Source organism: Pseudomonas sp. IPO3774 (assembly GCF_013386835.1).
Lineage (GTDB): Bacteria > Pseudomonadota > Gammaproteobacteria > Pseudomonadales > Pseudomonadaceae > Aquipseudomonas.
In genome coordinates, this window is the sequence record NZ_JACAQY010000007.1 from 60,130 (window position 1) to 81,154 (window position 21,025).

Sequence of the window (21,025 nt, forward strand, 5' to 3'; positions counted from 1 at the left end):
TTTGCGAACTTGCGAAAGGAAACGAGCCCGTCATGATTCTGCCCTGGCTAATCCTGATCCCCTTTATCGGCGGCCTGCTCTGCTGGATGGGTGAACGCTTCGGCGCCACCCTCCCCCGCTGGATTGCGTTGCTGACCATGTCCCTGGAACTCGCGCTCGGCCTCTGGCTGTGGGCCCATGGCGACTATTCATTTGCTCCGGCACCGGGTGTCGATCCCACCTTCGCGCTTGAATTCAAGCACGTGTGGATCCAGCGCTTCGGCATCAACGTGCACCTGGCCCTCGACGGCCTGTCGCTGTTGATGATCCTGCTGACCGGCCTGCTGGGTATCCTCTCGGTACTCTGCTCCTGGAAAGAGATCCAGCGTCACGTGGGCTTCTTCCACCTGAACCTGATGTGGATCCTGGGCGGCGTTGTCGGCGTGTTCCTCGCCCTCGACCTGTTCATGTTCTTCTTCTTCTGGGAAATGATGCTGGTGCCGATGTACTTCCTCATCGCGCTCTGGGGTCACAGTTCTTCGGACGGCAAGAAAACCCGGATCTACGCGGCGACCAAGTTCTTCATCTTCACCCAGGCTTCCGGCCTGATCATGTTGGTGGCGATCCTGGGCCTGGTACTGGTCAACTTCAACAGCACGGGCGTGATCACGTTCAACTACGCCGACCTGTTGAAAACCAAGATGTCCCTGACCACCGAGTACATCCTGATGCTGGGCTTCTTCATCGCGTTCGCGGTGAAGCTGCCGGTGGTGCCGTTCCACTCCTGGTTGCCTGACGCTCACGCCCAGGCGCCGACTGCGGGTTCCGTCGACCTGGCCGGTATCCTGTTGAAGACGGCGGCCTACGGCCTGCTGCGTTTCGCCCTGCCGTTGTTCCCGAATGCCTCGGCCGAGTTCGCGCCGATCGCCATGACCCTCGGTCTGATCGGGATCTTCTACGGTGCGTTCCTGGCCTTCGCCCAAACCGACATCAAGCGTCTGATTGCCTTCTCGTCCGTTTCCCACATGGGCTTCGTACTGATCGGCATCTACTCCGGCAGCCAACTGGCGCTGCAAGGCGCAGTGATCCAGATGCTGGCTCACGGTGTGTCGGCTGCGGCACTGTTTATCCTCAGCGGCCAACTGTACGAGCGCCTGCACACTCGTGACATGCGCGAGATGGGTGGCGTGTGGTCACGTATCGCCTACCTGCCGGCCATCAGCCTGTTCTTCGCCGCCGCATCCCTGGGCTTGCCGGGTACTGGTAACTTCATCGGCGAGTTCCTGATCCTGATGGGTGCCTTCGTGCATACGCCGTGGGTCAGTGCGATCGCTACGTCTGGCCTGGTGTTCGGTTCGGTCTACTCGCTGATCATGATCCACCGCGCATACTTCGGTCCGGCCAAGTCCGACACCGTGTTGCACGGCATGGACGGTCGCGAACTGATCATGGTGCTCGGCCTTGCGGTACTGCTGGTGTTTATCGGCGTGTACCCGCAACCGTTCCTGGATACTTCTGCCGCAACGATGCATGGCGTGCAGCAGTGGTTCGGCACCGCCTTCTCTCAACTCGCTTCGGCCCGGTAAGAGCGCTATGGAATTCACGATCCAACACTTTATCGCGCTTGCGCCGCTGCTGATCACCAGCCTCACCATCGTGGTGGTGATGCTGGCGATCGCCTGGCGCCGCAATCACTCGCAAACGTTCCTGCTGTCCTGTGCGGGCTTGAACCTGGCCCTGCTGTCGATTATCCCGGCACTCAAGGTCGCGCCACTGGCCGTGACCCCGCTGATGATGGTCGATGACTTCGCGCTGCTGTATATCGCGTTGATCCTGGTTGCTACCCTGGCCTGCGTCACGCTTGCCCACGCCTACCTCGGCGAAGGCGGCACCGGCTACCCGGGCAACCGCGAAGAGCTGTACCTGCTGATCCTGCTGGCTGCGGCCGGTGGTATCGTGCTGGTCAGCGCGCAGCACCTGGCCGGCTTGTTCATCGGCCTGGAACTGCTGTCGATCCCGGTCTACGGCCTGGTAGCGTATGCCTTCTTCAACAAGCGCTCCCTGGAAGCCGGCATCAAGTACATGGTGCTGTCGGCTGCCGGTTCGGCATTCCTGTTGTTCGGTATGGCCCTGCTCTACGCAGAAGCCGGCAGCCTGAGCTTCAGCGGTATCGGTCACGCCCTGGCAGCCTCCGGCAGCCCAGCGCCAATCGCCCAACTGGGCCTGGCCATGATGCTGATCGGCCTGGCGTTCAAGCTGTCGCTGGTGCCGTTCCACCTGTGGACCCCGGACGTGTACGAAGGCGCCCCGGCGCCGGTGGCTGCTTTCCTGGCTACCGCGTCGAAAGTCGCCGTGTTTGCCGTGATGGTGCGTCTGTTCCAGATCTCCCCTGCGGCCAACACCGGTGTACTCAGCAACGTGCTGACCATCATCGCCATCGCTTCGATCCTGTTCGGCAACCTGCTGGCGCTGACCCAGAACAACCTCAAGCGTCTGCTGGGTTATTCGTCCATCGCGCACTTCGGTTACCTGCTGATCGCCCTGGTGGCGAGCAAGGGCCTGGCGATGGAAGCCATCGGCGTGTACCTGGTCACCTACGTGATCACAAGCCTGGGTGCATTCGGTGTGATCACGCTGATGTCCTCACCTTACAAAGGCCGCGACGCCGACGCCCTGTACGAATACCGCGGCCTGTTCTGGCGCCGTCCGTACCTGACCGCCGTACTGACCGTGATGATGCTGTCCCTGGCGGGTATCCCGCTGACTGCGGGCTTCATCGGCAAGTTCTACATCGTGGCCACCGGTGTTGAAGCGCACGAATGGTGGTTGGTTGCGTCCCTGGTACTGGGCAGCGCCATCGGCGTTTTCTACTACCTGCGCGTGATGGTGACCTTGTACCTGATCGAGCCAAACCTGCGCCGTGTGGACGCCGAGTTGCACTGGGAACAGAAAGCAGGCGGCGTGATGCTGCTGGCAATCGCCCTGCTGGCGTTCTTCCTGGGTGTGTACCCACAACCGTTGCTCACCCTGGTGCAGCATGCGGTGATGGCGGGTTGATCGCTTAGTTAAACGCAGCAAGCAAAACGGCGCCTTCGGGCGCCGTTTTGCTTTCCGCTGTAGGAGCAAGCTTGCTCGCGATGGTCGTTAACGATGACGCGGGGTATCTGAAACAACGCGGCGCTTTTCAGTTTTTCGCGAGCAAGCTCGGTCCTACAGAAACGGCGGAGTTGTCTGACCCGACACACAATCTCTCCTGATATCCCCCTCCCAAGCGCCACCGTAGAGTTGTCGACCTATACGCAATCTACGTAGGTACACTCATGAAACGTGACATCTTTTCCGAACGGGTCGAAGGCTTCGACGCGCTGGCAGATGAACGACAAGGCAAGGTAACGTTGCGTAGCCACAAGGTGCAGTTGAACAAACTGGCACCTCTCACTGCCGACGAAGTGATTGCCGTGCGCCAACAACTCAATCTGTCGCGCTCGGTATTTGCGATGTACCTGCGCACCAATACACGGACCCTGGAAAACTGGGAGCAAGGCCGAGCAAAACCCAATGCTCAGGCGGCAACGTTGATTCGGCTGGTGGCGAGGTTTCCGGAGACGGTGGAGCGGTTGGCGCTGTTGACCTGATCGATCAATCCAGGCAACCCCATCGGCAACAGGACGTTGCCGATGGGCAAAAGCCTGCAATCAAATCCTGAACTGCCCCACCAACTGACCCAACCGCTGCCCCAGGTCCGCCAGGCTGCGGGAGGTCTGGGCCCCCTGTTGGGTTTCATCGGCCACGCTGTCAACCGCCACCGCGATCTGATGCACGCTGCGGTTGATCTCTTCGGCCACGGCGGTTTGTTCTTCCGCCGCGCTGGCGATCTGCGCGTTCATCGAGTTGATGGTGCCGATCAGCTGCGCCATGGTGTCCAGGGACGCTCCGGCTTCGTTGGCCTGGGCGGACGTGCCGTCGCCGGCATCGCTGGAGCGGCGCATGGATTCCACGGCGGCCTCGGTGCCTTTTTGCAGGCGGTCGATCATGCCCTGGATTTCCTGGGTGCTTTGCTGGGTGCGGCTGGCCAACGCCCGTACTTCGTCGGCGACCACGGCAAAACCACGACCGGCCTCCCCTGCCCGCGCGGCTTCAATGGCGGCGTTGAGGGCGAGCAAGTTGGTCTGTTCGGCAATCGAGCGGATCACGCCAAGCACGCTGACAATCGACGACACATCCTGCTGCAAGCTGTCCAGGGACACGCCGCTGCTGCGGATGTCGTTCACCAGCGCGTGAATCTGCGCGATGCTGCCATCCACGACTTTTTTCGCGGCCTGGCCTTCGGCGTCGGTTTGCTGCGCAGCGACGGCTGCGCCTTGGGCACTGCGCGCCACCTCATGGGCCGCGGAGGACATTTCGTTGATCGCGGTAGCCACCTGGTCGGTCTCGTGACGCTGGCGCTCCATGGCCTTTTCCGAGCGGTTGGCTTGCTCGGCGACCTGGCTCACCAGGCCGGTAAGCTGGGAGGTCATCTCGGTGATCTGGCGTACCAGGCTGTGGATCTTGTCGACAAAGCGGTTGAAAGAGCCTGCCAGTTCGCCAAGCTCGTCCTGGCTGGTGATGGCCAGGCGGCGGGTCAGGTCACCCTCACCGGCGGCGATGTCGTCGAGGTTGATCTTCATCAGGTGCAACGGCCGCAGGATGGTATTGGCCACCAGCATGCCCACGGCGGCAATCACCAACAGCACCACCACGGCAATGCCGATGATGCTCAGCACCACGCCTTCCATGCGTTTCTCCACCTTGGCCTGAACCTCGGCAACCTGGGCGTCGATGCCATCCAGGTTCACCGAGGTACCGATCACCATGTCCCACTTGGGCAAGTATTCGGTGTAGCCAAGCTTGGGCACCAGCTCGGTCTGGCCGGGCTGCGTCGAGCTGTATTGCAGGTAGTGGGTGCCGTCCTTGCCGACTTTCACCAAGTCGCGGTTGACGTAGACGCCGTTCGGGTCGCGGTTGTCCTTGAAGCTTTTGCCGACGCCGTCCGGGCTGTTGCCCTTGAACAGGCGAATGGTCTCGGAGTCGTAGCCGAAGAAATAACCATCCTTGCCATAGCTGGTGTTGGACAGCAGCTTGACCACTTGCGTCCGTGCGGCCGTATCGCCTTGGGCGGCAGCGTCGTACAGCGGCTTGATGGTGGTCATCGCCACCTCGACGTAGCCGCGCAAGGTGGTCTTGGCGTCGTTGAGCAGGTTCTGACGGGTTTCTTCGACCTCGTTGCGGGCCTGCTCCCGAAGGATCCACACCGTGGTCAGGCTGATGATCACGGCAAACAACAACACGGGCAGGACAGCAAGGGACAGTACTTTGGCCTTTAGACTCAGACGCATGGCTCTTCTCTCTTGAGGGACAACTCAAGAGGTTAACGGCTAGTTACAATAAATCTGTAGGACAATCCCGTCAGAGCGTCATCGCGGCAAACCAGCCAAACGCCAGCAGCGGAATGTTGTAGTGCAGGAAGGTCGGCACCACGGTGTCCCAGATATGGTGGTGCTGGCCATCGATGTTCAAACCGGAAGTCGGGCCCAGGGTGGAGTCCGACGCAGGCGAGCCGGCATCACCCAATGCCCCGGCCGTGCCGACGATGCACACGATCGCCAGCGGGCTGAAGCCCAGCTGCACGCACAGCGGCACAAAGATCGCCGCCAGGATCGGCACCGTGGAAAACGACGAGCCGATGCCCATGGTCACCAGCAAGCCCACCAGCAGCATCAGCAGCGCGCCCACACCGCGGCTATGGCCGATAAACGCCGCCGAGGCTTGCACGAGTGTCTGCACTTCACCGGTGGCCTTGAGCACTTCGGCAAAGCCTGACGAGGCGATCATGATGAAGCCGATCATCGCCATCATCTTCATGCCTTCGGTGAACAGGTCATCGGTGTCGCGCCAGCGCACGATGCCCGACACCGAAAAGATCAGGAACCCGGCCAGGGCGCCAATGATCATCGAGTCCAGCCACAGCTGGATAATGAACGCCGCCGCAATCGCCAGGCCGGCCACCAGCAGGGTCAGCGGGTTGTATTGCACCGCCACCTGCTCGACTCGCTCGATCTTCTCCAGGTCGTACACACGCTTCTTGCGGTAGCTGACAAACACCGCCACCAGCAAACCGACCACCATGCCCAGCGCCGGTAGGCCCATGGCATGGGTGACGTTGACCTGGCTGATGTCGACACCGCTCTTGGCCACGTTGGCCAGCAGGATCTGATTCAGGAAGATGTTGCCGAAGCCCACCGGCAGAAACATGTAGGGCGTGATCAGGCCGAAGGTCATGACGCAGGCGATGAGACGGCGGTCCAGCTGCAGTTTGGTCAGCACATATAAAAGCGGCGGTACCAGCAGCGGGATAAACGCGATGTGGATAGGCAGGATGTTCTGCGAGGCGATGGCCACCACCCAGAGCAGACCGATCAGCAGCCATTTGACGTGACTGCCGCCCGTGGCTTCCTGGCGATCCACCAGCAGCAGGGCTTTATCGGCCAGCGCATGGGCCAGGCCGGATTTGGCAATCGCCACGGCGAACGCGCCGAGCAGCGCGTAGGACAACGCCACCGTCGCACCGCCACCCAGGCCGCTGTTGAACGCCTTGAGCGTCGCGTCGATACCCAGGCCGCCGGTCAGGCCACCCACCAGGGCGCCGACAATGATCGCGATCACCACATGCACGCGGGACAAGCTGAGCACCAGCATGGTGCCGACCGCGGCGATTACTGCATTAATCATCGTTACCTCAAGACAGAAAACATGAAAAAAGCACGCACCTGCCCGGGCTGCTGTCGGGAACGGCTGCCGCAAACCAGGTTTTAAGGGAGTTTTATTAGAGGGCGCGCACTTTGCAGCACCCGGCCTGCCTTGTCAAAAAAGTGGGGAGAAGGTTTGTCAGTGGTTAGGGGATTTGTCTGTGGCGAGGGGGCTTGTCCCCCGTTGGAGTGCGCAGCGCTCCCGCTTTTCTTGGGGCCGCTAAGCAGCCCAACGGGGGACAAGCCCCCTCGCCACACAAACAGGTTTAAATTGATCGTTTGAATAAAGAAAATTTCCGAGCCGCCGATACAGGCAGATCGTCTCTGTCGTATCGAAAGGTTAAGGAAGGCTCCATGTCGCTCAGACAGCTGTCCATTCAATGGAAAATTACCCTGCTGGCCGGTCTTTGCCTGCTGGGCATCGTGACCTTGCTGGTAGGTCTCTCGCTGTACCGCATGGCGCAGAGCTCCGACCTGGTCAAGGCTTCCAGTATGGAAATGCTCGACGAAGCCGCCCAGGCACGCATCGAAGCCCAGGGTGAGGTCCAGGCCTTGGGCATTCGCCAGCAGTTCATGGACGCCTATCAATACGGCCACGGTTTTTCCCGGCAGGTGTTGTTCCTGCGCGAACAGGCCGAGAAACGCTTCCTGGATGCCTTCGACCTGCGCGAAGACCTGACCCGCCAGGTCAAGGCCGCGCTGCAGGCCAATCCGGAACTGCTGGGCCTGTCCCTGGTATTCGAGGCCAACGCACTGGATGGCAAGGACGAACTGTTCGCCAACCAGCAAGAGCTGGGCAGCAACGACAAGGGCCGCTTTGCGCTGTACTGGTCCCAGCCGACTGCGGGCAAGCTGACTTCAATGTCGCTGCCTGAAAGCGACATGTCCGACACCAGCGTCGGACCCAGCGGCGAAAAAGCCAACGCCTGGTTCACCTGCCCGCGCACCACACTCAAGCCCTGCGTGATCGAGCCGTACTTCTATGTGATCGATGGGCAAAAGGTGCTGATGACCAGCATCGTCTTCCCGCTGATGGTCAACGGCAAAGTCATCGCCTCGCTGTCGGTGGACATCAACCTCAACAGCCTGCAAGCCGTCAGCCAGGGCGCCAGCCAGAAACTCTACGACGGCCAGACCAGCGTCAGCATCATCAGCCCGGTGGGCCTGCTGGCCGGCTACAGTCCGGACGCCGGCAAACTCAGCCAGCGCCTGGATGCCGTCGACACCGCCAACGGCGCGCAATTGATCAGTTCGCTTTCCACCAGCACCCAGACCCGCAGCGTGCGCACCGACCACCAACTCAAGGTGCTCGCGCCGTTCCAGCCGATCCCCGATGGCAAGCCGTGGGGCGTGTTGCTGGATGTTCCGGAAAAAGTCCTGGTGGCTCCGGCTGAAGCCCTGAAGTCCAAACTGGACGCCGATAACGCCAAGGGCACTCTGCTGGAACTGAGCCTGGGCCTGCTGGCAGCAATCGTCGGCCTGTTGCTGGTGTGGCTGATGGCCCGCAGCGTGACCCGGCCGATCCTCGGTGTGGCGCGCATGCTGGAAGACATTGCCAGTGGCGAAGGTGACCTGACCCGCCGCCTGGCCTACGACAAACACGACGAACTCGGCGAATTGGCCGGCTGGTTCAACCGCTTCCTCGACAAGCTGCAGCCGATCATTGCCCAGGTCAAACGCTCAGTGCAGGACGCCCGTGGCACCGCCGACCAGTCGGCCGCCATCGCCACTGAAACCAGTGCCGGCATGGAGCAGCAATACCGTCAGGTCGACCAGGTGGCCACCGCCTCCCACGAGATGAGCGCCACCGCCCAGGACGTCGCCCGCAGTGCCGCGCAAGCCGCCCAGGCGGCCCGCGATGCCGATCAGGCGACGCGTGAAGGTTTGACCGTGATCGACCGCACCACCACCAGCATCGGCCACCTGGCGGCGGATATGAGCACCGCGATGACCCAGGTTGAAGGACTGGCGGCCAACAGCGAGAAGATCGGCTCGGTACTGGAAGTGATTCGTGCAATCGCCGAGCAGACCAATCTGCTGGCACTGAACGCCGCTATCGAGGCCGCCCGTGCGGGTGAAGCCGGTCGCGGTTTTGCGGTGGTCGCCGATGAAGTGCGCAACCTGGCGCGGCGTACCCAGGAGTCGGTGGAAGAAACCCGCCTGGTGATCGAGCAACTGCAAAGCGGTACCCAGGAAGTGGTCGGTTCCATGAGCAACAGCCATCGCCAGGCCCAGGGCAGCGTCGAACAAGTGGGCCAGGCCGTGACCGCCTTGCGCCAGATCGGCGATGCGGTAACGGTAATCAGCGACATGAACCTGCAGATCGCCAGCGCCGCCGAAGAGCAAAGTGCGGTGGCCGAGGAGATCAACAACAACGTGGCGACGATTCGAGATGTGACGGAGTCGTTGTCCGAGCAAGCGAATGAATCGGCGCGGGTCAGCCAGGCGTTGAACAGCCTGGCGAATCAGCAGCAGGGCCTGATGGATCAGTTCAGGGTTTGATGAGTTGCGGGATACTCCGGCAATCAGCCCGAGTATCCCGTAGCAGCTGTCGAGCCTTGGCGAGGCTCGACAGCTGCTACGGTTTGTTTTCAATGGCGGCGTGGCAGGTCGATGATGACCTTTAACCCGCCCAGCTCGCTCTCCTGCAACAGAAGCACCCCGCCCCACACCTCGACAATATCCCGCACGATCCCCAGCCCCAGACCATGCCCGTCAGTCTGCTCATCCAACCGCGTGCCTCGGCTGAACACCTGATCACGCTGGCTCTCGGGAATCCCCGGCCCGTCATCTTCGACAGCCAACCGAAAGCCTTCCGGGGTTTCGCCGATGCTCAACACAATCTCCGCGTCCGCCCATTTACACGCGTTGTCCAGCAGGTTGCCCAACAGTTCCAGCAGGTCTTCGCGGTCCCACGGCAATTGCAAACCGGGCGGCACGCGGTAACTCAAATCCAGGTGTTCGCCATGGATCATGTTCAGGGTCGCAAGCAACCCCGGTAATTCGCCGTCGCAATCGAACAAGGCACCCGGCAGTGTCTCTCCGGCCAGGCGGGCACGATTGAGTTCACGATTAAGCCGTTGCTGCACCTGCTCCAACTGTTCCCGCAGCAGCTTGCTCAGTTGCGGATGGTCCTTGAGCTGTTCGCTGGATGCCACGCTCAGCAACACCGCCAACGGGGTTTTCAAGGCATGGCCGAGATTGCCCAGGGCATTGCGCGAGCGCTTGAGGCTGTCTTCGGTGTGGGCCAGCAGATGGTTGATCTGCGCCACCAGCGGCTCCAGCTCCACCGGCACCTGGGTGTCCAGTTGCGAGCGCTGGCCCTGCTGCAGTTGGGCGATCTGGTTGCGTGCGGTCTCCAGCGGGCGCAAGGCGCGGCGCACGGTGACCCGTTGCAGAATCAGGATCAGCAACAGCGCCGCCAGCCCCAGCACCAGGCCGATCTGGCGCATCAGCCGAAAGCTTTCTCTGACGGGTGTGTAGTCCTGGGCCACGCTGATGGAAATCGACTGGCCAAACCGTTTGTAGTCCGAACGCAGTACCAGCAACTGCTGGCCTTCCGGCCCCAACTGCAGGTTGCCCTTGAGCCCGGCGTGGGGCAACTGCGGCAGTTCCTGGTCCCACAGCGAGCGGGAACGCCAATGGGTGTCGGCAAAATCGATACGGAAATAGTGCCCGGAAAACGGACGCTGGTACGCAGGAGACAACCGCTGCTCATCCAGTTGCACCCCCGCCGGCCCGCGCACCAGCGCCACCAGCAGGTTCTCGCTGTCGTTGCGCAAGCCGGACTCCAGGTAACGTTGCAGGCCCATTTCGAACAGCCACAGGCTGGTCTGCGCCAGCACCAGGCCGACGATCACCATCACACTGATCAGCCCTAGGCTCAGGCGCCGCTGGATCGACTTCATGCCGGGCTGGCACCAAACCGGTAACCCTGGCCGCGCCGGGTCTCGATCACGCTGCGGCCCAACTTGCGGCGCAGGTGGTTGACGTGGACCTCCAGCACATTGGAGTCACGCTCGGTCTCGCCATCGTACAAATGTTCGGCCAGGTGACTTTTTGAAAGGATTTGCTCGGGGTGCAGCATGAAGTAACGCAGCAGCCGAAACTCGGCCGCGGTCAGCTGGATCTCCTCGCCATCACGCATCACACACTGGCGACCCTCATCCAGGTGCAAGCCGGCAGCCTGCAAGGTGGGCTGATTGGCGTGGCCATGGGAACGACGCAGCAAGGCCTGGATACGCAGGTGCAACTCTTCGGGATGGAACGGTTTGCTGAGGTAGTCGTCGGCCCCGGCCTTGAGCCCTTCGATGCGCTCGGCCCAGGAGTCGCGGGCAGTGAGGATCAGCACCGGCGTGGCCAGGCCGGCGGCACGCCATTGCGTCAACACCTCAAGCCCGGGCAAACCCGGCAGGCCGAGGTCAAGGATGATCAGGTCGTAGGGTTCGCTGCGCCCCTGGTACACCGCATCGCGCCCATCCGCCAACCAGTCGACGGCATAGCCCTGGCGATTGAGTCCGGCCATCAGCTCATCGGCCAGGGGTACGTGGTCTTCCACCAGCAGCAGGCGCATCAGTCGTCTTCCTTGTCTTTGAGCAGTTGACCGGTGTTGGCATCGAGTTCGATCTCGCGCACCACGCCTTCCACCGTCAATAGTTCGATTTCATAGATATAGCGCACAGGGCGATCCTTGTGCTCTTCAAGCTCGGCGTCCAGCAGCTTGGCGCCCGGGTAGCGCTCGAAAGCCGGGCCCAGCAGATGCTCAAGCGGCGCGATCACGCCCTTCTGGCGCAGGCGCAGCGCTTCATCCTGGCCCAGGTCCCGAGCGGCCAGGCCTGAGCAAAATGCCAGGAGCACCAGCGCCACTTGAACGCTGGTGCGTAGATTTACCTTCATTACGTATCCTGATGATCCTTGAGGACGGCGCCGGTGACGGCGTCCAATTCCAGGTCCCACTCGACGCCCTGGGCGTCGCGCAGTTCAACCTGATAAAGGTATTTGCCGTATTCCTCTTCAAGCTCGGTTTCATGCACGGTGGCGCCGGGATGTTTGGCCAGTGCGATAGCATTGAGCTTCTCGAAAGACACAATGGTACCAGCGTCGCGCAACTTCAGTGCTTCGTCCGGCCCCAGGTCGCGAGCCTGGGCGACGCCTGCGGTGAGGGCGATGATACTGCTGGCGATCAAGGCTGTGAGGGTTTTCATGGTGAGTCTCCGTTTCGGGATATTTTGCCTACGGGGCTCACGGTACTGGATCCAACTTAACTGAAACTGAATTGCCACCATGGCAATTCTCTGCGAGACCTTTGCCTGCAACCGGGCAAGATTTTCTATACTGCCCTGCTCGCGGTAAATGAGACCGGTATGACTGCTATCCATATGAAGTTCCCCGCCTTGACCCTCAAGGCCGGTAAACGCGCTTTTGCACGCATTCGTGAGCAGGGGCTTGCGCCTGCGGACGTCGGCATCCTTCCCGGCGCTGCCGGCGGGCCCAAGGCGCTGGGCATCCAGGGTCTGGACCTGGCGCTGTTTGGTGACTGGCTGCCCCGGGCGCCCCGCGAGCGTGCGCTGATCGGCGCCTCGATAGGCTCCTGGCGGTTTGCCAGTGCGTGCCTGCCCGACCCGGTGCAAGGCCTGCTCGACCTGGGCCGGCTGTACAACGCACAAAGCTTTGCCAAAGGCGTGACCATGGCCGAAGTCAGCCAGAGCTGCGTGCGCATGCTCGATGACTTGCTGGCCGGCCGCGATGCCCGCGTGCTCGACAACCCGCACTACCGGCTGAACATCATGGTGGTCAAAAGCCATGGCCTGCTCGCCGACGATCATCGCGGTCGGCTTGGTTTGGGGTTGTCCTCGGTGATCGCCGACAACCTGAGGGGCCGCGCGCGGTTGTCCCGGCACTTCGAACGGCTGATCGTCCACGACCCACGCCAGGCGCCACCGCTGCATGCGCTCAAGGATTTCCCGTCGCGCTTCCTTGATCTGGAACTGGGCAACCTGCGCCAGGCCTTGCTGGCGTCGGGCTCGATCCCCATGGTGATGCAAGGCGTACGCGACCTGCCGGGTGCGGGCCAAGGCACTTACCGCGATGGCGGCCTGCTGGACTATCACCTCGACCTGCCCTACCACGGCGATGACATCGTGCTGTACCCGCACTTCACCGACCGGGTCATTCCCGGCTGGTTCGACAAGGGCTTGCCGTGGCGCCGCGCCAATCAACAGGGTTTGCAGGATGTCCTGCTGCTGGCGCCGTCGAAGGAATACCTGGCGCGACTGCCCCACGGCAAACTGCCGGACCGCAGTGACTTCAAGCGCTTCATGGGGGATGACCCGGGCCGCAACAAGTACTGGCAAACCGCAATGAGCGAAAGCCAGCGGCTGGGGGATGAGTTTCTGCAACTGGCCGACAATGGCCAATTGGGCGAACGCCTGCTGGCTCTCTAGCGCCCTCTCCGTAGCAGCTGTCGAGCCCAAGCGAGGCTGCGTCGGCAGCACCTCGGTTTGTCAGACAAATCGCAAACGCAGCCTCGCCATGGCTCGACAGCTGCTACGCGGTATGCGCGCGGCCGCGACAAACTGTTAAACTCGCCGCCTGCCAGACACCTCACCGAGCTGAAAAACCCTGTGGAAATCTTCAAAGAGTTTACCTTCGAGTCCGCCCACCGCCTGCCCCACGTTCCGGAAGGCCACAAATGCGGGCGCCTGCATGGCCATTCGTTCAAGGTGGCGATCCACCTCAGCGGCGACCTCGACCCGCACACCGGCTGGATCCGTGACTTCTCGGAGATCAAGGCGATTTTCAAGCCGCTCTACGAACGCCTCGACCACAACTACCTCAACGACATCCCGGGCCTCGAAAACCCCACCAGCGAAGTGCTGGCCAAGTGGATCTGGAATGAACTGAAACCGCTGTTGCCGGAACTCAGCGCGATTCGCATCCATGAGACCTGCACCAGCGGCTGCATCTATCGCGGCGAATAAGCCGGCGATGTAAAAAACCACCCTTGCGGTGGTTTTTTTATGCCGGAGACTCCCTTACAGTCGTGGCCTCTTGTACAGGAAGCGCTGCGATGCCAACCCATATCCGCCCCGCTACCGGCGACGATATCGCCGCTATTGAAGCGATCGTCCACGCCGCCTACTCCCCTTACATCCAGCGAATCGGGCGCAAGCCAGGGCCGATGCTGGATGACTATCGCCAGCAGGTCGCCGCCGAACGGGTGCATGTGCTGGAGAGTGCGGGCCAGGTCCACGGCTTTGTCGTACTGATTCATCACGATGAGTACCTGCTGCTGGATAACCTGGCCGTCGACCCCGGTGCCCAGGGCTTGGGTTACGGGCGCCTGTTGCTGGGCTTCGCGGAAGGCCAGGCCAGGCATGGCTCCATCCGTCTCTACACCAATGAAGCGATGACCGAAAACATCGCGCTGTACACCCGCAAAGGCTATGTGGAAACCCACCGGGCCGAGGAAAACGGCCTGCGTCGGGTCTACATGCATAAAGACTTCACCGCCTCGCACTGAAGGAGCTCCCATGGAAAACACCTGGCTGGCCCAGGCCAAGCGCCTGCAAGCATTGGCCTCCACGGGGCTGCACTTCTGCACCGATGACTTCGAGCGCGAGCGCCTCGAGGAAATCGCCCAGATTGCCCACAGCATGCTGGCGCAATTGGGCGAAGTACCGCTGGAGCGCATCACCGGGCTGGTGCCGGATTTTGCCAAACGTTATTCGACGCCCATGATTGATGTGCGGGGCGCAGTGATTGACGGTGACCGGATCCTGTTGGTCCGCGAGCTCACGGATGGCTGCTGGGCATTGCCCGGCGGTTATGCGGATATTGGTTTGTCGGCGGCTGAAAACATCGTCAAGGAAATTCGCGAAGAGGCCGGGCTGACGGTCACGGCCAAGGCGCTGTACAGCGTCACCCACAAGGCCAAAGGCTTGTACCGGCCGGATATCCGGGACTTCTACAAACTCTACTTTCTGTGCGAACGGGTTGATCAACTGGCGCCGGCGGCCGGTTTCGAAACCACCGAAGTTGGCTTCTTCAGCCTGGACGATCTGCCGCCGCTGTCCCGTGGCCGCACCATTGAAAGCGACCTTGAGGCCGCTTTTGCCTTTCATCGCGGGCAGACCACTCACACCCTGTTCGATTGAATCACGGGTGATCCAATTTGTATCACCCTGCACCGCTTTCGCGCCTGAGTGGGCAGAAGGACCAATCCCGCCTGCGTGTTTCCCCTGTTTGGCTATAAATACTGTGCAACCTGCACAGTCCTGACCGTGCGCCCGTCACTGCCTGGCACTTGGCACGACGGGTGCAATAGGCCTGCGTCACTCATTCAGGGAGAACGGCACATGACGCAGAACGAACCGGGCAATGACTACCCTCTCAGCGAGGTGCCCATGCATGCCCGCAAAGGCCTGGCCTCCACCGCCATGGTGCTGCTGGGCTTTACCTTTTTTACCGCGACCATGTTCGCCGGCGGCAAGCTGGGGGTGGCCTTCAGCTTTACCCAGATGCTCGGCGTCGTGGCCCTGGGTAACCTGCTGTTGGGTATCTACGCCGCAGGCCTGGGTTACATCGCGTTCAAGAGCGGTTTGAATTCAGTATTGATGGGGCGTTTCTGCTTCGGTGAAGTGGGCAGCAAGCTGAGCGACTTGATTCTCGGTTTTACCCAGATCGGCTGGTACGCCTGGGGCACCGCCACCGCAGCCGTAGTACTGGGCAAGTATTTCGAGTTGAGCCAGGGCAGCGTACTCGGGCTGATGGTGCTGTTTGGCATGGTGTTCTGCGCGACGGCCTACGTGGGCTATCGCGGGTTGGAGATTCTGTCCTACATCGCCGTGCCGGCCATGGGTATTTTGTTGTTTCTGTCGATGTGGGTCGCCACCGTCAAGGTCGGCGGGCTCGATGGACTGCTGGCAGTGGTGCCGACCGGTGAGCTGGACATGTCCACGGCTATCACGCTGGTGTTCGGCACCTTTGTCAGCGGCGCGACCCAGGCTACCAACTGGACGCGGTTCTCACGCTCGGCCAGGGTCGCGGTGCTGGCCAGCCTGATCGGCTTCTTTATCGGCAACGGCTTGATGGTGTTGATCGGTGCCTATGGCGCCATCGTCTACCAGCAGCCCGACGTGGTCGAAGTGTTGCTGCTACAAGGCTTCGCCATGGCGGCCATGGCGATGCTGTTGCTGAATATCTGGAGCACCCAGGACAACACCATCTACAACTTCGCCGTCGCCGGCTGCAACCTGCTGCGCACCAAGCGCCGCAAAACGGTGACCCTGGCCGGTGCGGTGATCGGCACCCTGCTGGCGTTGCTGGGCATGTACGACATGCTGGTGCCCTACCTGATCCTGCTGGGCACGGTGATCCCACCGATTGGCGGGGTGATCATGGCGGATTTCTTCTATCGCTACCGCGGCCACTATCCGCGCCTGGCCGATACACGCCTGCCGGCCTTCAACTGGCCAGGGCTGATCGCCTATGCCGTGGGTACGGTGCTGGCCTTTCATTCACCCTGGGTGGCGCCGTTGGTGGGGATCGTGGCGGCGTCCCTGACCTACATCGTGCTGACCAGCGTATTGCGGGTGCGGGCACCTTTGGCTGACGTCCAGGCATGAGCCTGACAGTCGCCGATGTGCTGGCCTTGCCCGGCCTTGAATCGATGTGCCTGCGGGCCGGGGAAGCCGGCCTGGAGAACACGGTGCGCTGGCCCTATGTCGCAGAAAACAGCGGCATTGCCGAATGGGTGCTGGGGGGCGAACTGGTGTTCGTCACCGGTATCAATCACCCACGGGACGAGGCCAATCTGTTGGTGCTGCTGGACGAAGCCTGTCAGCGCCAGGTCGCCGGCCTGGTGATCCTCACGGGGCCGGACTATATCCAGGCGATTCCCCAGCGTTTGCTGGAAGCGGCGCAAGCGGCGGGCATGCCGCTGATCGAACAGCCTTACTCGTTGAAGATGGTACTGGTGACCCAGGCCATCGGTTCGGCGTTGATCCAGTCGCAGCAGTTGGGGCGCTCGCGACACGATGTGCTGGAGCGCCTGCTGGCCGGTGATTATCAATCCCTGGATTTGCTGCTGCACCGCGCTGCGCAGTTGGACATGCCGCTGGCCGGCCATTGGCAACTCGTCCAGTTGCAACTGGACGGCAGCGACGCGCTGTTTGCCCAGGGTGAGGCGCCAGTGGTCGAGACGCAGCTTGCCCGACAACACGATGCGATTACCCGCCGTCTGCGCCAGTTTGCTGCGCAGCATCCGTCGCGCCTGCCCGTGCTGGGGCGTGCCGGACAATGGACGTTGCTGCTGCCTGCGATAGACGCGGGTGCGGCATTGGCCAACCGTCAGTTGTTGGCGGGTTGGTTGAAGGCACTGAATCTGCGCCTGGCACCGTTGAAACTGTTTATCGGCCTGAGTGCTGCCGCGCACCCACCCGCGCGCCTGGCCCAGGCCCTGGATGAGGCGCGCCAGGCATTGGCCGCTGCGCGACGGTTCAGTGAACGCGCCGGGCTGTGTGTCTACGATGAGTTGGGCGTGCTCAAGCTGCTCAGTGGCGTACGTGATCGCGCCCTGCTCGATCAGTTCCTCAACGAACGCCTGGGGCCGCTGCTGCGCCACGACCTGCACCATGGCCCAAGCCTGATGCCGACCCTGGAGGCCTGGTTCCACGAGAATGGTAACCTTGTGGCCGCAGCCCAACGGCTGGCGGTTCACCGCAACACCCTGACGCATCGCGTCCAGCGTATCGAAGCCCTGTGCGGGCTGACGCTGGACAATGCTTATGACCGCCTGGACATCGGCATCGCGCTGATGATCTGGCGGCTGTCTGCCTGACTGTTTTTTGCCAAGAGGAACTTGCCCATGCACATCATCAACGCCCGCCTGCGCAACCGTGAAGGCCTGCATGATCTGCACCTGGAACACGGCCGGATCGCCAGCATCACCCAACAAGGCGCGGCCCCCCTGGCAGGCCCCGACGACCTGGACGCCGCCGGCAACCTGGTGGTCCCGCCTTTCGTCGAGCCGCACATTCACCTCGATGCCACCCTGACCGCCGGCGAGCCGCGCTGGAACATGAGCGGCACCCTGTTTGAAGGCATCGAGTGCTGGGGCGAGCGCAAGGCCACCATCACCCTGGAAGACACCAAGACCCGCTCCAAAAAAACCATCCAGACCCTGGCCGCCCATGGCATCCAGCATGTGCGCACCCATGTCGACGTCACCGACCCGGACCTCACCGCGCTCAAGGCCATGCTTGAAGTACGCGAGGAAAGCGGCCACCTGATCGACCTGCAAATCGTCGCGTTCCCCCAGGAAGGCATCGAGTCGTACCGCAATGGCCGCGAGCTGATGGAAGAGGCCATTCGCCTGGGCGCCGACGTGATCGGCGGCATCCCGCACTTTGAATACACCCGTGACCAAGGGGTGAGTTCGGTGAAGTTCCTGATGGACCTGGCCGAACGCACCGGTTGCCTGGTCGATGTGCATTGCGACGAAACCGACGACCCACACTCGCGCTTTCTTGAAGTGCTGGCCGAAGAGGCCCGCAGCCGTGACATGGGCGCCCGCGTGACCGCCAGCCACACCACGGCCATGGGCTCCTACGACAATGCTTACTGCGCCAAACTCTTCCGCCTGCTGGGGCATTCGGGCATCAGCTTTGTCTCCTGCCCTACCGAAAGCATCCACTTGCAGGGCCGCTTCGACACCTTCCCCAAACGCCGCGGCGTGACCCGGGTCAACGAACTGCTGGAGGCTGGCATGAACGTCTGCTTCGGCCAGGACTCCATCGTCGACCCTTGGTATCCCTTGGGTAACGGCAACATTTTGCGGGTGCTGGAAGCCGGGTTGCATATCTGCCACATGCTTGGCTACCGCAACCTGCAAAGTGCCCTCGACCTGGTCACCGACAACAGCGCCCGGGCGATGGCCCTGGGGGATCGTTATGGCCTGGAACCGGGACGCCCGGCGAACCTGTTGATCCTGTCTGCAGACAGCGACTATGAAATGATTCGCAGCCAGGGCTTGCCGTTGTATTCGATTCGAGCGGGCAAAGTGTTGATGAAACGCCGGCCGGCGCAGGTGGAGTTTTTGTAGGCTCATACGATTGAATCTATATCGAGGGTTTGTGGCTTTCCCCAGCCATCATCCGATTGTGGCGGGATGCTCGCCACTTGGGTGAGTACGCGATTTTGCGGGTGAGCGAACCAGCGTTTCAGGCTGGATTGCAGGGTTGGGGATGAAGCGTGGCTGCCGTAGACGTCGCGGGCCTGGAGGCGGCGCCAGCGGAGGGTTGCCAGGCGGTCGCGACTGTCTTTCAGCCGGTCGACTTCCTGGCTCAAGGGGTCGTGGTGTTCGTAGCCACGCTGGTTGGCAGGGCGATGCAGATCCAGTTTCTTTCGTTGCTCCCGTAGCTGGTGCTGCATGGTGAATAGGGCTTCGTCGATCAGTTCAAACTCACGGGCAGTTACGAGGGTGCCATGGGTGTCGAGTGTTTGTTGCCAGCGGCGCAACGTGGCCCAGGCGGCGGGGATGTAGCTGACGACCATGGAGTGATGGGCACTCTGAACAAGCTGTTTGATGAGGTTGGCGCGATCCGGCATATCGCCATTGAGCCTCAATGCGCGTTTACAGGCTGCGTCCTCAATGGATTCACAGCCAGGGGTCCACAAAACGGAGGACCGTGTACCGTCCGGTAGGAGTATCGGCATGATGTGCTGCTGCGCGCCGTGATGCTGGTAAGGGTTGCCGGTCAGCCGTACCAGGCCCAAGGCAAACAGCAGGCCCCCGGGCGCTGGGTTACTGAATAGCACCACGGCGCCAGGAATCCAGATTTTGGCGGTGGTGTTCATCCAGGGCGCAGGCACACTCGGGACAGGGTCACTGTGATTGACGATGCGGTGGTGCACCAGAGCGGAGGCACCGTCGGTGAATTCGGAGTCGGCAGCTCGGGGGGCTCCGTAGGTGTATAGGAGGATGTTGTAGTGGGTATCTTCGGTTCGACGTAATCCCTCAGCCAGTAACAAGGCAATCGCACCGCCGAGGCTGTGCCCGCAAATCACGATGCGCTGCCCTGTATAAAATTGGTCAAGGTAGCGCCGTACAAAATCATGCATGGCTTGATAAGCCTGGTAAAAGCCTTCATGAGCCTTGCCGACACCATCAATGAAATTCACTTGATGGGCATTTACATCCCTCAGTATGTCGACTCCGCTGGCCGTGCCCCTTACGGCAATAATGATCACTTCATCGTGATGACTGATAAATGCCTGAGTATCAGTGCCATCCTTTTCGTCGTCGAAAAAGTGCAGACGTGCTGGATGTTCCTGCTCTTCACCCAACTCGGAGCGATTTTGCTGATACAACTCAGGATCGAAGGGCAAAATTTCGAAACGCAGGGAATACGGTACCTCTTCCAATAACGGATAAAAGTGTTGTACTTGCTTAGCATCGACCTTCCAGGGTTCCTGATAGCCCGATAGTCTGTCGGCAAAGAAATGACCGACGCTAGGGTCCCGTTGAAAGCTGACTTGGTCTATGGGTTTTGCTGGGGGCTCCTGTCCAAAATCGCAATAGCTCAACGTGGACATAAGTGCCAACTGATAGAGGTTCAAGGCACAGAATTGATCCTCGATGGACAGCATAGGGCGCAGTGCTCGCAATGGGCGAACCTCAAGTACTGTGTGCCGGTTGGGAAATAAAACGACACCAACCAACGTCGGCTGGGGTGGCCCGAATCCAAGGTCGGCCATCATTTTTAGTGCATGTCGCGGGGGCCGATGAGTACGGGATACGATGCGTGGCAAGTGAGCGGCGTATCGGACCAGATCACGTACTTCGACCTGATAGAACAGGTCCGTCTGATTTTTCGAAAGGCTTCGTTCGACACGCTGGCCATCGGCCCGGAGAAAGCGGGTTTGTTCCGCACGAACCTGGAGCTCGGTGATGGGTAGCTTGTAAGCCAGACGCGTCATCAAATCGGTATAAGGCTTTTCTGAACCGGAGTAGTGTTCATCCAACTTAATGACGAGCGGACCACAGTAAAAATCATCTCGCCTGGCAAAGCCCTCACCATCCAAACGACCGAAGTACTCACACCCCGCACTGTCATAAAATGTGTAAGGCAGACCGCCGTAGGCCTTTCCGTCCCCAAACTCATCTACTAAGCAGAAACTTGCCCAATGTCCTCTTAACGAACAAGCAGGTGCCTTGTCGCTAAAAAACGGTTGCTTCCATGCATCCTGTTTCATGAATA

Annotated in this window: 18 protein-coding genes and 2 pseudogenes; 12 read left to right on the plus strand and 8 right to left on the minus strand. The window is 61.2% G+C overall.

Annotated features, from left to right (window positions below; translation table 11 throughout):
* The first annotated feature begins 32 nt into the window (after positions 1 to 32).
* The 3 genes from nuoM (at position 33) to HYE77_RS03345 (ending at position 3,614) form a co-directional block, all read left to right on the plus strand.
* The gene (nuoM, locus tag HYE77_RS03335; protein WP_003219558.1) at positions 33 to 1,565 is read left to right on the plus strand and encodes an NADH-quinone oxidoreductase subunit M; all 1,533 of its coding nucleotides are present in this window, start codon (positions 33 to 35) and stop codon (positions 1,563 to 1,565) included.
* Between the two features lie 7 nt (positions 1,566 to 1,572).
* A complete protein-coding gene (gene nuoN / locus HYE77_RS03340) occupies positions 1,573 to 3,036 on the plus strand; it encodes an NADH-quinone oxidoreductase subunit NuoN (protein WP_003219557.1) in 1,464 nt (487 codons plus the stop codon).
* A gap of 263 nt (positions 3,037 to 3,299) precedes the next feature.
* Complete coding sequence (locus tag HYE77_RS03345) at positions 3,300 to 3,614, plus strand: DNA-binding transcriptional regulator (RefSeq protein WP_177041779.1); 315 nt, start codon at positions 3,300 to 3,302, stop codon at positions 3,612 to 3,614.
* Between the two features lie 60 nt (positions 3,615 to 3,674).
* Here the strand turns inward: HYE77_RS03345 and HYE77_RS32880 are convergent, their stop codons facing one another.
* The 3 genes and pseudogenes from HYE77_RS32880 to HYE77_RS03355 form a co-directional block, all read right to left on the minus strand.
* Positions 3,675 to 4,496: a methyl-accepting chemotaxis protein gene (locus tag HYE77_RS32880; protein ID WP_371132463.1), complete on the minus strand. Its 822-nt coding sequence runs from the start codon at positions 4,494 to 4,496 to the stop codon at positions 3,675 to 3,677.
* A 36-nt stretch (positions 4,497 to 4,532) separates the two neighbouring features.
* A pseudogene (locus HYE77_RS32885) lies at positions 4,533 to 5,354 on the minus strand (cache domain-containing protein); the annotation flags it as partial.
* Between the two features lie 70 nt (positions 5,355 to 5,424).
* Positions 5,425 to 6,744 carry a Na+/H+ antiporter family protein gene (locus tag HYE77_RS03355; RefSeq protein ID WP_177055358.1) on the minus strand — a complete coding sequence of 440 codons (1,320 nt, stop codon included), beginning with the start codon at positions 6,742 to 6,744 and terminating at the stop codon, positions 5,425 to 5,427.
* 1,517 nt (positions 6,745 to 8,261) lie between these two features.
* On the opposite strand from HYE77_RS03355, the pseudogene HYE77_RS32890 reads away from it, so the two are divergent.
* Together HYE77_RS32890 and HYE77_RS32895 are read left to right on the plus strand one after the other, a co-directional pair.
* Positions 8,262 to 8,408, plus strand: a pseudogene (locus HYE77_RS32890) (HAMP domain-containing protein); the annotation flags it as partial.
* A gap of 102 nt (positions 8,409 to 8,510) precedes the next feature.
* A complete protein-coding gene (locus tag HYE77_RS32895; RefSeq protein ID WP_371132963.1) occupies positions 8,511 to 9,266 on the plus strand; it encodes a methyl-accepting chemotaxis protein in 756 nt (251 codons plus the stop codon).
* Between the two features lie 89 nt (positions 9,267 to 9,355).
* Here HYE77_RS32895 and HYE77_RS03365 read toward each other — a convergent pair whose 3' ends face one another.
* Genes HYE77_RS03365 through HYE77_RS03380 form a run of 4 tightly spaced genes read right to left on the minus strand, consistent with a single transcriptional unit; the run spans position 9,356 to position 11,968 of the window.
* On the minus strand, positions 9,356 to 10,672 hold the full coding sequence (locus tag HYE77_RS03365; RefSeq protein WP_008432791.1) for a sensor histidine kinase: 1,317 nt from the start codon (positions 10,670 to 10,672) through the stop codon (positions 9,356 to 9,358).
* Positions 10,669 to 11,337, minus strand: a complete 669-nt coding sequence (locus HYE77_RS03370) for a response regulator transcription factor (protein WP_003219550.1) — start codon at positions 11,335 to 11,337, stop codon at positions 10,669 to 10,671. The genes HYE77_RS03365 and HYE77_RS03370 overlap by 4 nt, the downstream gene beginning before the upstream one ends.
* Entirely contained in the window at positions 11,337 to 11,660 is a 324-nt protein-coding gene (locus HYE77_RS03375; RefSeq protein WP_102369441.1) for a PepSY domain-containing protein, read from the minus strand. Before HYE77_RS03375 ends, HYE77_RS03370 begins: the two co-directional genes overlap by 1 nt.
* Entirely contained in the window at positions 11,660 to 11,968 is a 309-nt protein-coding gene (locus HYE77_RS03380) for a PepSY domain-containing protein (protein ID WP_008432789.1), read from the minus strand. Before HYE77_RS03380 ends, HYE77_RS03375 begins: the two co-directional genes overlap by 1 nt.
* A gap of 159 nt (positions 11,969 to 12,127) precedes the next feature.
* Between HYE77_RS03380 and HYE77_RS03385 the strand changes: the two genes are divergently transcribed.
* The 7 genes from HYE77_RS03385 to codA all read left to right on the plus strand — a co-directional run bounded on the left by HYE77_RS03385 (position 12,128) and on the right by codA (position 18,867).
* Positions 12,128 to 13,207 (plus strand): hypothetical protein, encoded by a 1,080-nt coding sequence (locus HYE77_RS03385; protein ID WP_003219547.1) that lies wholly within the window; start codon positions 12,128 to 12,130, stop codon positions 13,205 to 13,207.
* 180 nt (positions 13,208 to 13,387) lie between these two features.
* Positions 13,388 to 13,744 carry a 6-carboxytetrahydropterin synthase QueD gene (gene queD / locus HYE77_RS03390; RefSeq protein WP_003190259.1) on the plus strand — a complete coding sequence of 119 codons (357 nt, stop codon included), beginning with the start codon at positions 13,388 to 13,390 and terminating at the stop codon, positions 13,742 to 13,744.
* Positions 13,745 to 13,833: 89 nt separating this feature from the next.
* The gene (locus HYE77_RS03395) at positions 13,834 to 14,286 is read left to right on the plus strand and encodes a GNAT family N-acetyltransferase (RefSeq protein WP_177068398.1); all 453 of its coding nucleotides are present in this window, start codon (positions 13,834 to 13,836) and stop codon (positions 14,284 to 14,286) included.
* Positions 14,287 to 14,296: 10 nt separating this feature from the next.
* Positions 14,297 to 14,920 (plus strand): NUDIX hydrolase, encoded by a 624-nt coding sequence (locus tag HYE77_RS03400; protein WP_008432778.1) that lies wholly within the window; start codon positions 14,297 to 14,299, stop codon positions 14,918 to 14,920.
* Positions 14,921 to 15,121: 201 nt separating this feature from the next.
* Positions 15,122 to 16,390, plus strand: coding sequence for a cytosine permease (codB, locus tag HYE77_RS03405; protein WP_003219542.1), 1,269 nt, complete (start codon positions 15,122 to 15,124; stop codon positions 16,388 to 16,390).
* Positions 16,387 to 17,604, plus strand: coding sequence for a PucR family transcriptional regulator ligand-binding domain-containing protein (locus tag HYE77_RS03410; RefSeq protein ID WP_003219540.1), 1,218 nt, complete (start codon positions 16,387 to 16,389; stop codon positions 17,602 to 17,604). The genes codB and HYE77_RS03410 overlap by 4 nt, the downstream gene beginning before the upstream one ends.
* Positions 17,605 to 17,631: 27 nt before the next feature.
* Entirely contained in the window at positions 17,632 to 18,867 is a 1,236-nt protein-coding gene (gene codA, locus HYE77_RS03415) for a cytosine deaminase (protein ID WP_177068399.1), read from the plus strand.
* A gap of 2 nt (positions 18,868 to 18,869) precedes the next feature.
* Here the strand turns inward: codA and HYE77_RS03420 are convergent, their stop codons facing one another.
* Positions 18,870 to 21,020, minus strand: a complete 2,151-nt coding sequence (locus HYE77_RS03420; RefSeq protein WP_177068400.1) for a lipase family protein — start codon at positions 21,018 to 21,020, stop codon at positions 18,870 to 18,872.
* Between the last annotated feature and the right edge of the window lie 5 nt (positions 21,021 to 21,025).